This window comes from Pseudomonas protegens (assembly GCF_003363755.1).
GTDB lineage: Bacteria > Pseudomonadota > Gammaproteobacteria > Pseudomonadales > Pseudomonadaceae > Aquipseudomonas > Aquipseudomonas danubii.
Genome location: NZ_CP031396.1, coordinates 5,146,960 through 5,161,932, shown reverse-complemented (window position 1 = coordinate 5,161,932; position 14,973 = coordinate 5,146,960). Strand labels below are relative to the sequence as shown.

Genomic DNA, 14,973 nt, shown 5'->3' with positions numbered 1-14,973 from the left:
CATCGCAGCCTGCGGCAGCGGCTACAAAACACGATTAGCTCGCGAGGGGCGCCCGCTCGCTCATGAAGGCTTCCAGCCGTGAACGCAGCCAGCGCTCGGCGGGGTCGGTGTCGACATGGCTGAGCCAGACCATGGACAGGTCCAGGGTTGGGGTCTTGAACGGAAACGGCTCGCAGTACAGTTGCCCCGAGGCGGCCATGGCGGCGGCGGCATAGTCCGGCAGGCTGGCAATCAGCTTGGTCCCGGCCAGCAGGGCCGGCAGCGAGCTGTACTGGGGCACCGACAGCACGACCTGGCGGGTACGGCCGATCTCCGCCAGCCACTCATCGGCGAAGCCTGCGACATTGGCGGTGTGTGACACCAGCACATGCGGCCGCGCGCAGTACTCATCGAGGGTCAGCGGCGTGTCGCTGGCGTCGGCCCGCAGCAAGCAGGGCTGAATGTGCCGCAACAGCTTGCGCTTGGCATTGGCCGGCAGGCCCCGGGTCTGGCTGATGCCCACGGTGATATCGCCGGACGCCAGCAGGTCGGGAATCCGCCAGTAGTCCACGTGCTGCACCACGACCACCACCTGCGGTGCTTCCTGGCGCAGGGCTCGCAGCAAGGGCGGCAGCAAGCCGAACTCGACGTCGTCGGACAGGCCGATACGGAAGGTCATGGTGCTGCTGGCAGGATCGAAATCGTGGGTCAGGCTCAGGGCCGAGGACAGCGCGTCAAGGGCCGGCGACAGGTGCTGGATAAGCTGCTCGGCCCGCGCCGTGGGTTCCATGCGATGGCCGACGCGGATGAACAGCGGATCGTTGAACATCGCCCGCAAACGGTTGAGGGCGGAACTGATGGTGGGCTGGCCGAGAAACAGCTTCTCCGCTACCCGGGTGACATTGCGTTCCAGCATCAACGCCTCGAACACCACCATCAGGTTGATGTCGGCCTTGCGCAGTTCATTGCGATTCATCGGTGTGCCCCCGTCCCCAGACGGCGGTCAGTGTAGAAAGGCCGGGGGGCTGGCGTCCAGGTAAACACCCGTGGCCAGCGCCGGTGCTTCAGTCGAAGGTGAAGTTGAACTGGGCGCTGCTGTTGGCTGCCCCCTCGGTGATGGGACCGGTGCGAATGTACTGGGCGCGAAAGCTGAAGCTGGCGCTATCGCTGCCCAACAGGCGCTCCATGGCATATGGGGTGCCATTGCAATGAATACGCGGAATCTGCTCGTTGAACATGACGATACCAACGCCCTTGGCGACGGACCGCCCCTGGTCCTGAGCCGATTGAGTCAGCCCCAGGATCCCTGTCGGGTCGCAGCGCGAGGCGGGTTCGGCGCTGAACGAGACCTTCGGCAGGCTGTTGAACGAGCAGTCGTTGACCTCAAGCCTGGCCACGGCCGAGGGCGGCGAGGTCGAGCCCAGCGTGGGAAAGTCATGGGCCGAGGGACTGCCCAGGCGCAGCGTAACGTTGCGGGTGACCACCTGGCACTTGGCGGTGAACTTGACGCCTTCGGAACCAAGCAGGTCGTGCTCGTTGAGCAGCAGTTGTTTCGAACACCGCTCTCTATTGTCGTGTTGCGGCAGCTCCTGCAAATGTTGCCCGACCGTCACCACCCCCTGGTCCAGATCCAGCGCGTATAGCGCCACCTGGGCACCGCTCAAGCTGTTGACCACCAGCGCCCCCTTGGGCAACTCGTCAGCGGGTCGGGTCAGGATCAGCGAATACACGTAGGCCGTGACTACCTTTTTCAACGCGTCGTTTGCGTGCTCCACGCCGTACTTTTCCAGTACCCGGGGATAGAAATTGCCCGTGAGGACATGAGGGCCCGCGCCGGTAGGATAGGCCGTCACCTGGAAGCTGATGCCATCGATATTGGTCGGAATGATGCCGTCGGGAAATCTCACCCCGGGCAAATGCGCGGCGGACACCAACTCATGCTGCTCCTGGGTAGCAGATTCCTCGGTGGTGTATTCGATCACCGGGTTCACGTGACGCTGCTGCAATACCGAACCCACCGGCGTGCTCCGGGTCAATGGCGTGATTTCCAACCAGTCCTGGGCAGTGCTGCCATAACTACTGAACACGCACCCCTTGGCCTTGCCCTCGATAGCCGCGTACACCGGTGCGCCCCCTTGCACGCACAACAGCATCAAGATGATCGCGCGCATCAATAGACCGGGCCGTCGTCCATCGCTGAGGAGCCTGAGCCATGGATCTCTCATCGGTCATTGCCTCCTTTTCCAAGCCGGCCCCGGGTTCACGCTGCGGCGCCCCGGGAGCCGGTCAATCGATAGTGAACAGGTTGCAAGTGCCCGGCGTGCCAGGGACAGTCCCTGGCAGCCGGGCCGAGGTCTTGCCGACGCGCCTTAGTCCATCAGGCCACTGGACACCCGGGCCGACGAGTAGGAGCCGTGGTTGATGCCGATCTGGTCACCATACGTCTGGAAGTAGGCCCAGACGGTATCGACCTTGCCGGTGGATTTCGAGCCTTGGATCTGCCCCTCGTTCACGCCCACCAGCCCACCCAGGGTGGTACGCCAGCCGCCACTGACGCGGCCACGGGACTCGGAGTTGACGATCCGCGACTGGTTATCGCCGACCAGGCCCCCGACCTTGCTGTGCCAGGTTCCATGGACATTGCCAGTCGCCACGGCACGCTCGATGACGTGGTTGGAGTAGTTGGAGTTGAAGCCCACCAGTCCGCCCACCGAGCTGTAGGTATCGCCAAATACCTTGCCATGGGCCTCGACCGAGACCAGGTCGCCATCGTTGTAGCCCACCAGCCCGCCAATATTACTGCTGGCATAGCCCTCCACCGCGCCCAGCGCCTTGGCATCGTAGATCAGGCCACCAATGTTGCTACCGACCAGACCGCCGACGTTGGCCTTCGCCCCTCCCTTGACCTGTCCCTTGGCCTCGATGTAGCCGCTGATGGTGCTGTCGTCACTTTTTCCAACCAGCCCGCCCAGATTCATGCCGGCCAGGTCAATGACATTCCCGGTGGCCTGGACGTTGCTGACCACGCTCTGGTTCTGCTGCGAGCCGATCAGCCCCCCAGCGGCCTCGCTGCCCACCCCGTAGACGTTACCGCTGGCACTGGACCCGCGGATGATGCCTGAGCGGTTGAACCCGACCAGGCCGCCAATATGACTACCCAGCGCGCCGTACACGGTCATCGAGGAACGGGAGCCGGTAATGGTGCCGTCCTGGTTATTACCCACCAGCCCGCCCAGGTTCAGTCCCTTGTAGAGCGGATTGTAAGTACCGATGGTGCCCTTGCTCGACGAGTCGGCAATCACGGCGCCCTTGTTGACCCCAACCAGTCCTCCGGCGCCGCCCATGGCCTGTTTGAACATCTTGGTGGTGATATCGACATGACTGGAACTGCCGCTGATGAGACCGGCCCTGACACTGCCGAAGCGGTTTTCCCCGGCCACGCCGCCGATGGCCGTGGTATGGGCGCCGCCGTACAGCGAACCCGCTATCGAAGAGTCCTTGATCGACCCACCGTAGTTGACCCCCACCAGGCCGCCGACCTTGTTGCGCTGGTCGCTATTGGCGGAGACCTGCATATCGCTGGCACTGACCCGTTCGATGCTGCCGCTGTTGCGCCCCACCAGACCGCCAATTTCACTGAAGCCGTTGCGGCTGTTTTGTCCGTTGACGGTGATCGAGGCCAGCTTCAGATCGCTGATGCTGCCGGAGGACTGGCCGAACAATCCGGCATACAGGCCCGAGCTGTTGATGGTGAAGCCACTGATGGTATTGCCCAGACCGTTCAAGGAACCGGTGAACACCTGGTCGCCGCCAATCGAGTTGATGCTCCCCGAGCCCTTGATCTGATTGCCCAGCACATAGTGGTCATCGAGCTTGTTGCCGATGGCCTGCAACTGCTGGCTGTTCTGGATCACTTTGTGCTGCTTGCCATTGGCGTCAAACCCGGCGTCGCCTCCGGACAAGGTCACCAGTCCCTTGTCGCCCACGATCAGTTGCTCGCCATGATTGACCCCCAGACTGTTGCTGGTGCCGGTGAGGCTCACGTGACTGTCGAGCCGGACCGACTTGGCGGCGTTCAGTTCCAGACGCGAGTTGGCGCCCGTGGCGTTGATCCGTTGATTGACCTTGACGTCCTTGGCGGCGCTCAGGGTCAGTTGGTTGCCGCTTTTCCACTCGACCGCAGCGTCCACCGCCACATCGCCATTGCGGCTGCGCAGATCAACGTTGGTGTTGTTCAGGTTCTGGGAGAGCGTGCTTTCGACCAGGGTCGGGTTGCCGGACACGCCCGTGGAGCCCACCTTGACCTCATTGGACTCGATGACCCAGGTGCCGGTGCGACCGCTCCTGGAGCGGGTATCGACCTCGGCATTGAGCTCGACCCGAGTGACCGCGCCCGAGGTTTGAACCGTACCGCCGTTGCCGTCGGTGGTTAAGGCGCTGGCCGTCAATTTGCCCCCCACATTGACCACGCCACGCTCGCCGCCATCCAGAACGATGCGTCCATCCTTGTTGGACAGGGTATTGGCCTCGATCACGCCCTGGTTGTTGACCACCGCCTGAGTCAGCGCATTGGAGTTCTTGGCCAGCATCAGCACCTGGCCGCCATCGGCCTTGAGCAACGACGTGTTCTGCGCCAACGCATCCGCGGCGGCACCGTTGATCTGCAAGCTGATCAGATTGTCGTTACCCAGGCTCAGTGTGAAGTCGTTGCCGGCCCCCAGGGCCACAGCGCCCTGATTGGCGACGATTTCGCCGTTGTTGCGCACCCGCGCGCCCAGCAGCGCCACGTAGCCGCCATCGGCAGCAGTGATCTTGCCGTCGTTGATCACTTCGACCGCCGACTTTCCGGTGAACTGGTAGCGACCGTTATTGAAGTCATCGTCACTGATGCCACGGGTCGAGGCCACCAGGCCGCCGACGTTGACCTGGGCGCCCTGGCCGATCAACACCCCGTTGGGGTTGATCAGAAACACCTGGCCGTTGGCGTTCAGCGCGCCCTGAATGTTGCTGGCCTTGAAGCCGGTCACCCGGTTCAGGGCGATGGACTCGCGTCCCGGCTGGTTGAAGGTCACCGATTGATTGGCGGCGATGTTGAACTCGTTCCAATTGGTGATCAGCTTGTCGGTCTTTTGATTGATCACCAGGTTGTTGCCATTGACGTCGTAATTGGCACTGCCGGAAACCAGCGTGCCACCTTCGGGCAGCGCCATTGCCGGCGTCAGTCCTCCCAGGGCCAGCAAGCCGGCTGCCATCACCAGCAACCCCTTGCGCCCACCACTGCGACGCCGGCGCCGCGCGCCCTCGCAGGTTACGCTCCAGCGACCTTGGGCCTGGTTCCATACCAACGCATAAATCTTGTTCACAATGACTCCTTATTGACGTTTAAACGCCCTGCTGTTTTTCGCAGAACGGCACTACTTCCAAAGCACACGCAGGCCTTCAGAAAAACTGTGTCGCGTTCACCCAGATCCGCGGGGTGCGCTCGGGACCGTCCCCGGCCTTCTGGTTATCCAGGGGCCAGGCACTGCTCAGGTTGAGTTGCCGCCGCTCGCCGCTCCAGCGCGCCCCCAGGCCCGCCGATTGCAGGCGCTGGGTGTTGATCTCGTTCGTCCAGGGCAGGCGGTTGACCTGCACGTAGCCCTTGTCGGCAAACAGGCTCAATTGCCAGCCGGGTGCCAGGGCGTAGCCCAGCTCCAGGCCGGCCTGCCAGCCCTGGTCGCCAATGCCGGCGCTCAGGGGATAGGCGCGCACCCCATAGGGGCCGCCCAGCCCCATCTTTTCCGAGCTGTCGAGGTTGGCCGAGGTCCACTGGGCATTGACCTGGGCATAGAGCTGGAAGCGGTCGCCCAGTCGCTGCAGGCGCGCAACCTGCAGGTTGGTCTTGGCGAAGCCGCCGCCGGTGGCGGCGGTATAGCGATCCAGGCGCTGCTCAAAGGCGTCATCGAAGGTCAGGCGACCCGAGCCGTAGGACAGGCTGAACTGGTTGTAGCCACCGCCGAGAAACCGGTCCTGGCGGTTGCCGCCCAGGCTCAGGGTCCACAACTCGATGTGCTTGCGCTTGCTCAGCTCGAACAGGTCGATGTCATCGCGCAGCTGCTTGTTCTCGTACTGCAGTTGCGCACTCAGGTCGAAGGTCCGTCCCCGCAGAATCGGCTGGGCGAGGAAGACACTCTGGACACTGGCCTGGCCGTTCATCTCCAGCTTCTTCACGCGTTTTCTGTTGAGCTCGTAGCTCATGTGCGAATAGGCCGCACCGACCCGGGTCGACCAGGGCCCCACGGGCAGTTGATAGGCGCCGCGCCAGTAGCGCTGGTCCCGATCGCTGCCCAGCAGGCGCAAGTTGATCTGGTCCCCCAGGCCCAGGGGGTTGTTGAGGTTGAAGCTGCCCCCCAGGCGGAACTCGCCGGTGTGGTAGCCGCCGAAGTTGTCGGCCTCCAGGCTGCCACTGGCCCAGGGACCGGGCTGTGCCTCCACCAGCAGATCGCTGGTGCCGGGGGCCTGTCCCGCACGCAACGTGCCCTTGACCCGGACCCCGGGCAGATCGTTAAGCAGCAGCAGGCTGCGCTCAAGGTCCGCGCTGTTGACCGCCGCGCCATCGTCCAGTGCGGCCAGCGGCCCACGCAGTACGCCATCCCGGGCACGGGACTGATTGCTCAGCTCGACCCGGCCATAGCGACCTTCCATGACCTCGATGCGCACCACGCCGCCATCGACTTCCTGGGCCGGCAAGAAGGCCCGGGCCAGCAGATAGCCCTGTTGCTGGTAATGGGCGGTGATGCGCTGCGCTGCGTCACGCAAACCGCCCAGGTCCAGTTCTTGACCGCGCAAATCGTCCAGCAGCGGCTGCAGGTCCTGATCGCTGAACACCTGATTGCCCTCGATGACGAAGGCCTTGACCTGCAAGCGCACACCCGAAGTGTCCGGGGCCGGCGTCGAACGCTCGGCCTTGGGCACATCCAGTTGCACCTCATCGGAGGGCCGCGGCAGCGCTGGCTGGGTGGCTTCGATATCCCGTATGGCCTGCCCGGCGCTGGGCACCTGGACCCGCATCTGGGCCTGCGCCAGCACGGGCAGCAACAGCGCCAGCAACATCCCCGGTCGCAGCGCCGACGGCACTCGCAACCGCTCCGCATCTCGCTCTTTGCATCCACCGGCCGGCAGCCCGGCTGCCGTACCACTACAGGTGTATTTGCACACTTCCACTCAGCGTCTCCCCGCTGTCTAAAACCACTTGGTATCGAATTTCCGCCGCGCCGCCGCTCAACACCGGCGCGGCGGACAACGGCAGGCGCGCCGAGCCGAACGGCTCGACGGTGATGCCCTGCACAGTCATGGGTTGACGCGGGTCGCCCACATCCACCCGAGCCAGGGACACGTAGTACGGCGTCGGATTGCTCACGCTGAGCGCCGCAGCCCCTGCCGCCTGCTCTGCCTTCTGCAGGCTCCAACGCAGCTGGCGCGCCGCCTCGTCGGCGCGACCCGGCAGGCCCTTGGGGCGATACAGCAGCTTCATGCGCAGGCGGTAACTCAGGCTCAGCTGGTTGCTGCTCAAAGGCCGCAGGGACGGCACTTCCAGAAAGTTGAGCCAGAACACCGACTCGCGATCGACAGGCAGCGGTTCACCGCTGTAACGCAGCGACAGGACGGAGCTCTGCTGCGGATCAAGCCGCGAAAGCGGGGGCGAAAGCACGAATGGCACCGCCAGCCGGCTCGGATCGACCGAGGCATCGCCCTTGTCCAGCCAGGTCTGCAGCAGCAGCGGCGCCGTCCCGAGATTGCCGACCCGGATGCTCAAGGCCGCCAGCCCCTGGGGATAGATAAAGCGCGTGCCGACAATCGACAGATCGGCGCGCACGCCCTGGCTGAACAGCAGCACCGCCGCCAACAGGCACACGCAACGCACCACACAAGCAAGACTGCTACTCAAGATGCAGGCTCCGTGGTGATGGCGCTCTGCTGCGCCCAGCGGTGACACGGCAAGTCGAGCAGAAGCGAATCGTTGCCCGGCTGCGCCGCGGGCGCCGGCAATACATAGTCGATCAGGCACTGCTCGCCAGGTCCTTCGCCCCACTGCACACGGATGCGGCCCCGGTCCTTCTCACTGCGCAGCACCAGGCGACTGCCCTGCCCCACCGCCCCCAGCTCCTCGCCGCTGTCGGCGTCCAGGGCACTGGCGGCAAAGGGCAGCGGCGCACCATCGGCCTGCCGGCTGTCGATCAGAAACGCCCGGGCCTTGCGAGTCGGGTAGGACAGCCTGACCACGGCCCCCGCCCGGGGCGCGACATTGCGCGAACTGACCTGCAGCTCGACATCCTCATCCATGCCGCTGGGGTCCAGGTCCACGGTATTGAGCTGATAGGGCGCCAGGCTCGGCAGCACCGCATAACCTTGTCCGTCCACCTGCGTACCGGCGTAGCCGACACTGGCGCCCCTGGCATGGGGGGCATGCACCAGGGCTGCGGTTTCACTCAGGGTCTGGGACAGGGTCAGGCCCCCGGAATGCAGGAGCATGCCGCCGGAGGCACCCAGCGACTGGGCCCGATAGTCACGCCCCTGGGACAGGCTCGAACTCAGGGTCACCTGCGGCAGGTAGTAGCTCAGGTTGGCGTTGGTCGAGGTTTCCCGCGGCTGGGCATCATGGGACACCGAGACGCCATAGGACGCCGTGTCGTGCTCGCCCAGTGAACCGGAAATGCCGCTGGAGTAACGGGCACCGGAATTCCGGTCGTGACTGGCAAAGGCATTGGCCAGGGTGGAACGCCCGGCGACGCCCCCCAGGGGCAGCGACAGACTGAGGCTCCACAAGGTGTTCTCACTGCGGGTGCGACGCCCCGAGAACTGGCTCGAACCCTGGGTACGCTGGACGCTCAGGGCATAGCTGAGGCCGCGCCACTGATGGTTGTAGCCCATGGCGTAGTTGCGGGCCTGACCGCGGCTGTTCCAGTAGTTGAGGGAGGAGCCGTTGAGGTAAAAGTCACCGCCGAGGCCATCCACCCGCTGGTTGATCGTCACATCCAGCCGATCGCGGACCCGGGCGAAGTCTTCGAAGCGCGCGCCTCGGTTGACGAAGTCCTCAAGGTCGATGGCGTCCCGCAGGCTCAGGTAGCCCCGGGTGGAATAGCGATAGGCCAGCAACGAGAACTGGGTGCCGCTGTCATGCAGGTTCTTGCTGTAGGAAAGACGCAGGCTGGTGCCCTGCAGGTTGCCATTGCGCGGCACCTGACTGCGGGACTGGGTCAGGTCGAGACCGAAACCTCCGAGCTCGGTGTTCAGCGCCGCGCCGATCAGGCCGGCCATGTAGCTGCCGGTGAGCGAGGCACCGGCATAACCGGTGACCTGGTTGTCCAGCCCGCGTTGCAGGGTGCCCTGGGCCACATACTGGTGCAGGCCACGCCCTCCGGCCCTGATCACTTGACCGCCGGTCAGGCTGTAGCGGGTGACGCCGGGACGCAGGTGGCGGGCCATGGTGGCAAAGGGCACGGTAAAACGCTGGGTACGGCCATCGGCCTCGGTGACCGTCACCTCCAGGTCACCGCCAAAGCTGGCGGCCTGCAGGTCGGCAATCTCGAAGGGGCCTGGGGCAACGGTGGTTTCATACACCAGGTAACCACGCTGCTGCACCGTGACCTTGGCATTGGTATTGGCCGTGCCGCGCACCACCGGGGCGAAATAGCGCTGAGTGGTGGGCAGCATGCGTTCATCGCTGAACAACTTGACCCCGCGAAACGACACCGAATCGAACAGCTCGGAATCGGTCACGCTCTCCCCCACCAGTAATTGCGAACGCCAGTCGGTCAGGTCGGTCTGGCCGTAGATATAGCCCCGCTGATAATCGCTGCCGCTGTCGGGCGACCAGGACAAGGTGCCGCTGTGACGCAGGCGCAGGTTTCCCAGGTTCAGGCCCATGCTCAATCCGGCATAACCGTTGGTACTGCGCTGGCCACGGCTCTGAGTGCTGAACAGGTTGGTGCTGTAGTTCAGCCGGGCAGCGTTGATGCCCGAGTCCCAACTGGCCGGATCGACATAGCTGGAGGCGACTTCAGGCAGCACGAACAGCTGTGGAACCGAGAGTTCAAGCTGCTGTTCGGCCATGTTGACCCTGGTGGTGACGTGGGGGATGTAACTGGCAAGGTCCCCGCAGAACAGGCCATCGCCTTGCAGCGGATGGCTGGCAGGCGCCAACGCGGCGTCGGCTTTGTGCAGGTCGATGCCCAATTGCGTGAGCAACTCGCGGTCGTAGCAGGGCTGGCTGCCCTGGGGGTCAGCGCTTTCGCGCAATTCGATCTCGATCAGCCCGCGCCAGGCGCCACTGACCCGCACATCCAGCAGGTACTTGCCGGGCGCCACGTAACCCGCGCGCTCGAAGCGCTGCGTGTCGATGAGGGTTCCCGGCCCCTTGAACAGCATCTGGGTATCGAAGAACACCGGACTGTTCTGCGACGTGTCGCCGGACACCTCCGATAGCACGGCTTGATCAGCGGTCGTCGGCTGGGCAGCCACAGGAGCCGCCAGCCCCAGCAGCCCGGCCAGCACCGACAGTGCTCGCAAGAGCCGGGCCGGAGCATCGCCAGGACAGACTCGCGCAAGCACAGGAAAACCCAGCCAAAAGGGCTGCACACTGAACATAATCGATACCAATGCACTCAGCGTTCAATAACCAGGGCCAAGAGCGGAGTTGAATTAACAGGGCAACTAGAGAAGGTTCTTTTCAAGCGGCACCCGGCCACCGAAGTCATTGACCACTTCAAAGCGCACAGCCGCATTGCGTGGCGCTCTTTCAGCGCTTGCCGGCCAGGCGAAGGACTCCCGACCAAAAGGCGCGACCATCCCGGTCCCCAGGTCGACGGTGCGTCCTTGCACTTGCACCTCGACCTTGCTGAAAGACAGGTAGTAAGGCGTTGGATTGGATACCTGGATGACCGGACCTGCGGCCTGGTCTTTGGCCACTCCCGCGGGCTCAAACTTCCAACTGAGTTTTTCCACCGCCGAGTTGACATCGACCTTCAAGTCCGCAGGACGAAAGAACAACTTGATCCGATGACGGAAGGTAAAGGCCAATCGGTTTTCATCCTGTTTCTGTTGGGGCGGAACTTCCAGAATGTTCAGCCAGTACAGTGACTCACGATCAGCGGGCAACGGTTCTTTCGAATAACCAATACGCAGTACCGCCGCGGCATTGGGCTCCAGGCGACTGAGTGCCGGTGTAAGTTGAAAGGGCACTTTCATTTCTTCCGGCGCCTTACTGGCATCACCATCATCAATCCAGGCCTGAACCAATATCGGCATGCTGCCTGGGTTATTCATTCTCAGTGTCACATCACGCGCACTCGCCGGATAAACCACACGAGTGCCATGAATAACTATTTCCGCATTGACTACCGAAGAGAACAAACTCAGGAAGAGGGCGCCGATAACGAACGTTTTAAACACATGCGCTTTCGGCGCCATGAGCAACTCCTTATGTAACTGACAGCTGTCAGTTGTACGTCACATCGAAGTTGATATTGGAGTCGGCACGACCTTCAACGATTGTGTCGCTGACCGCCACATAAGAGGCCTTGAACTTCAGCACGGCCTTGTTACCGATAACTTCGGCAACCTGCTGATTGTTGTTTTCCGACAGGTCGATTTTCCCCGGCGTGGCGCCGTTGTTGTGAATCTGGATCTGCACGCCCGAGGCCGAACCGGAACCGCTGTCGATCAGACGCAGGTTGCCGGTGGCGTTATCAATGAAACCATCCTTGTGGAAGCTGACGGCGGCTTTGGAGCCGTCGGTGCAGCCGCCGCCACTGAGGTTGATGTTGAATTCCTTGAACTCGGAAGCCGTGCCGATGCCACCGGCGAAAACCGAAGGCAGGACGTTGCCGAACTTGACCGTGCCGGTGTTCGCTCCGGATTCGTTGGCATCGACCTGAACCTTGCAACTGACACTGGAGATCAGGCCTTCGAACTTCACGTTGCCGGAGTTGACACCGGTTTCTGCGTAGCTCAATGCCGGAGTCAGTGCCGCAAGCAGCAACCCGGAGGTCGCCATGGATGCAAAAGATTTAAGTTTCATCTGATTCCCTATTATTAAAAACCGTCTAAGAGCACAGTATTCAAAACAACTTCGCCCTCCCGAGACGTACAGCCTTGCTGAACTTCGAGCCAACGAGACATGAGTTGAACACCACAACAACCTCGATCAACCGCTCTCGCCCATAATAAAATGCATACTGACAACAAGCTTCTGCATTCCATCCGGAGCGGACATTACGATACCGACTGCCCTCTTCTTTTAGAATAACGACCAATCTTCATGTAACAAGGAGCACTCTCTAAATGAACAAGATTTTTCTCGGAAACTTGTACTACTTAAAAACACTAAACACACTAAAAACAGCCAATAAATAAGACACTTCTTATATAGAGCCCCATAGACTGCAAACACGCGATATACGACAGAGATTCAGCGCTGTAACCAACTGATCAAGTGACGGTCGGCCGCTTCCGGACCTAAGTGCTGGGCAAGCCCCGAACGTCCGCCCAACGAAAAACGCCCGGTGCATAGCACCGGGCGTTTGGCCAGAGTTCTCGACAACGCAGCCTGTGCTGCAAGCGCTCACAACGCGTTTGAGCGCCCCGAAACAGGGTGCGCAACTGCGGTCATGGGGCGCACCGGACGCGGGTCTTCCTGGCCCTGACGCAAGCGCAAGGCCGCCAGCGCCGCCACCAACAGCACCAGGGCAATGGCCTTGAGGCCATTCATGGCATCGCCGGTGCTCATTTCGATCGCCCCCATCACCGAGGGGCCGACAAAACCGCCCAACAGTCCGCAGGAGTTCACAAAGCCCAGGCCTCCCGCCAGGGCCGCACCTTTGAGCCGTGACGCCGGGTACAGGAAGATGATCGACTGCACCACAAAGAACATCAGCGCCGCCACACAGAACCCCAGCAGGCTGAACACCGGCCCCGAAAAGGCCGCAATCAGCAGCCCGGCCGCCATCGTCAGCAAGCCGCAGACCAGCAGTCGCCGTGCCCGCTGCGCGCTGGTGGCCAGCCGTGGCAGGCTGATCGCCCCCAGCGCCGCGACGATCCACGGCAAGGAGGTCAGCAGGCCGACGCTCATCAGGCTCAGACTGCCGTACTTGCCGATGATGCTGGGGAGGAAAAAGATCACGGTGTAGATGGTGATCTGGTGGCAGAAGTAGACAAAGATCGCCAGCAGGATCTGCGGCGTAAAGCACTGCCGGAACGAATGCCCGCCCTGCCCTGCCCCCTCATCGGCTTCGTCGGCCAGGCGCTGCTCGATGCCCCGGGCCTCCTCGGCGCTCAACCAGGGCGCGCGGCTTGGACGGTCCGGCAGGCGCCGCCAGACCACCCAGGCGAAGAACACCGCCGGCAGCCCTTCGAGCAGGAACATCCACTGCCAGCCATGCCAGCCCAGCAAGCCGTCCATCTTCATCAGCGCGGCGCCCAGCGGACCGCCGATGATATTGGCCAGGCACACCCCCAGCAGGAAATAGCCGGTAGCCCGGGCCCGTTGCCGGCGGTCGAACCAGTAGGTCAGGTACAGCATGACCCCGGGAAACAGGCCGGCTTCGGCGATGCCCAGCAGCAGGCGCAGTACATAGAAGGAGGTCTCGCCCTGGACGAAGGCCATGGCGGCGGAGATCAGCCCCCACGTGACCATGATCCGGGCAATCCAGAAGCGTGCGCCGACCTTGTGCATGATCAGGTTGCTGGGCACCTCGGACAGCGCATAGGTGAGGAAGAACAACCCGGCACCCAGGCCATAGGCGGCAGCGGAAATACCCAGGTCCACATCCAGTTGGTGCTTGGCCAGGGCGATGTTGGTGCGGTCGAGAAAGCTCAGGACATAGGCCGCGATCAACAGCGGCATGAGTTTGAGAAACATCAGGCGGGTCAGCTGTTGCGGGTCCCGGGGCGCTGCTGTGGTTGCAGTGTTCATGGGGCATATCCCTTTGTAGTTGTTATGCGGGATCGTCAGCGGGCCTGGAGCCAGGGCCGCTGACACGGACCTTCAAGGGTCAGAACGCGACGTGCTCACGCCCCTTGAGCCCGAGCAGGGCCCGGGCTTCATCCGGGGTCGCCACACGACCGCCCAGGGCTTCGATGACCGTGCGAATGCGCCGCACCTGATCGGCGTTGCTGGCCGCCAGTTTGCCGGGGCCATCCCACAGCGAGTCCTCCAGGCCGACCCGGGCATGGCTGCCCATGGCCAGGCCCATGGTGGCCAGGGGAATCTGATTGCGCCCGGCGCCGAGGATCGACCAGTGATAGGCATCGCCAAACAGCCGGTCGGCAGTACGGCGCATGTGCGCCAGATCCTCGGGATGACCACCGATGCCGCCCCGCAGGCCGAACACCGACTGGATGAACAGCGGCGCCTTGAGCAGGCCGCGCTCAAGGAAATGCGCCGCGGTATACAGGTGGCCGATGTCGTAGCACTCAATCTCGAAGCGGGTGCGATTCTCGGCACAGGCGCTGAGGATATGGGCGATATCGCGGAAGGTATTGCGGAAGATCCGGTCGTCGCTCTCCTCCAGGTACGGCCGCTCCCAGTCGTGCTTGAACTCGGTGAAGCGGTTGAGCATTTCGTACAGACCGAAGTTCATCGAGCCCATGTTCAGCGAGGCCAGCTCCGGCTTGAACTCCAGCACCGGCTGCAGGCGCTCCTCGACGCCCATGGTGGGGGCGCCACCGGTGGTGAGGTTGATCACCACGTCGCAGGACTCCTTGATCTGCGGCAGGAAGCGCCGGAACAGCTCGGGGTCCTGGCTCGGCCGCCCGTCCTCCGGGTCTCGGGCATGCAGGTGCACGATGGCCGCACCGGCTTGGGCCGCAGCGATGGCCTCGGCGGCGATTTCTGCGGCGGTGATCGGCAGGTGCGGCGACATGGACGGGGTATGAATCGCCCCGGTGACAGCGCAAGTGATGATGACAGGCGTTTTTCCAGACATGACGGTACTCCGACTTTTATTCTTGATGAAA

At 63.0% G+C, this 14,973-nt stretch carries 10 protein-coding genes; all 10 read right to left on the bottom strand.

Annotated elements, in window-relative coordinates; translation table 11 throughout:
* Window positions 1-34 precede the first annotated feature (34 nt).
* Window positions 35-955, bottom strand: a complete 921-nt coding sequence (locus tag DWF74_RS23395) for a LysR substrate-binding domain-containing protein (protein WP_102861622.1) — start codon at window positions 953-955, stop codon at window positions 35-37.
* Window positions 956-1,043: 88 nt separating this feature from the next.
* On the bottom strand, window positions 1,044-2,150 hold the full coding sequence (locus DWF74_RS23390) for a fimbrial protein (RefSeq protein WP_115581804.1): 1,107 nt from the start codon (window positions 2,148-2,150) through the stop codon (window positions 1,044-1,046).
* A 198-nt stretch (window positions 2,151-2,348) separates the two neighbouring features.
* On the bottom strand, window positions 2,349-5,342 hold the full coding sequence (locus tag DWF74_RS23385; RefSeq protein WP_115581803.1) for a GLUG motif-containing protein: 2,994 nt from the start codon (window positions 5,340-5,342) through the stop codon (window positions 2,349-2,351).
* 76 nt (window positions 5,343-5,418) lie between these two features.
* Window positions 5,419-7,071 carry a ShlB/FhaC/HecB family hemolysin secretion/activation protein gene (locus DWF74_RS23380; protein WP_115581802.1) on the bottom strand — a complete coding sequence of 551 codons (1,653 nt, stop codon included), beginning with the start codon at window positions 7,069-7,071 and terminating at the stop codon, window positions 5,419-5,421.
* 85 nt (window positions 7,072-7,156) lie between these two features.
* The gene (locus tag DWF74_RS23375) at window positions 7,157-7,906 is read right to left on the bottom strand and encodes a fimbrial biogenesis chaperone (RefSeq protein ID WP_240321958.1); all 750 of its coding nucleotides are present in this window, start codon (window positions 7,904-7,906) and stop codon (window positions 7,157-7,159) included.
* A complete protein-coding gene (locus DWF74_RS23370) occupies window positions 7,903-10,527 on the bottom strand; it encodes a fimbria/pilus outer membrane usher protein (protein WP_346330273.1) in 2,625 nt (874 codons plus the stop codon). The genes DWF74_RS23375 and DWF74_RS23370 overlap by 4 nt, the downstream gene beginning before the upstream one ends.
* Window positions 10,528-10,671: 144 nt before the next feature.
* Window positions 10,672-11,427 carry a fimbrial biogenesis chaperone gene (locus tag DWF74_RS23365; RefSeq protein ID WP_102861618.1) on the bottom strand — a complete coding sequence of 252 codons (756 nt, stop codon included), beginning with the start codon at window positions 11,425-11,427 and terminating at the stop codon, window positions 10,672-10,674.
* A gap of 28 nt (window positions 11,428-11,455) precedes the next feature.
* The gene (locus tag DWF74_RS23360) at window positions 11,456-12,037 is read right to left on the bottom strand and encodes a fimbrial protein (RefSeq protein WP_102861617.1); all 582 of its coding nucleotides are present in this window, start codon (window positions 12,035-12,037) and stop codon (window positions 11,456-11,458) included.
* Between the two features lie 543 nt (window positions 12,038-12,580).
* On the bottom strand, window positions 12,581-13,930 hold the full coding sequence (locus DWF74_RS23355) for an MFS transporter (RefSeq protein WP_240321957.1): 1,350 nt from the start codon (window positions 13,928-13,930) through the stop codon (window positions 12,581-12,583).
* Between the two features lie 79 nt (window positions 13,931-14,009).
* Complete coding sequence (locus tag DWF74_RS23350; protein WP_115581801.1) at window positions 14,010-14,942, bottom strand: 3-keto-5-aminohexanoate cleavage protein; 933 nt, start codon at window positions 14,940-14,942, stop codon at window positions 14,010-14,012.
* Window positions 14,943-14,973 lie beyond the last annotated feature (31 nt).

Coding starts and splice junctions, on each gene's coding strand:
- DWF74_RS23365 (WP_102861618.1), bottom strand. CDS start 11,427: ATGGCGCCGAAAGCGCATGTGTTTAAAACGTTCGTTATCGGCGCCCTC.
- DWF74_RS23350 (WP_115581801.1), bottom strand. CDS start 14,942: ATGTCTGGAAAAACGCCTGTCATCATCACTTGCGCTGTCACCGGGGCG.
- DWF74_RS23395 (WP_102861622.1), bottom strand. CDS start 955: ATGAATCGCAATGAACTGCGCAAGGCCGACATCAACCTGATGGTGGTG.
- DWF74_RS23390 (WP_115581804.1), bottom strand. CDS start 2,150: ATGCGCGCGATCATCTTGATGCTGTTGTGCGTGCAAGGGGGCGCACCG.
- DWF74_RS23360 (WP_102861617.1), bottom strand. CDS start 12,037: ATGAAACTTAAATCTTTTGCATCCATGGCGACCTCCGGGTTGCTGCTT.
- DWF74_RS23380 (WP_115581802.1), bottom strand. CDS start 7,071: ATGTTGCTGGCGCTGTTGCTGCCCGTGCTGGCGCAGGCCCAGATGCGG.
- DWF74_RS23355 (WP_240321957.1), bottom strand. CDS start 13,930: ATGAACACTGCAACCACAGCAGCGCCCCGGGACCCGCAACAGCTGACC.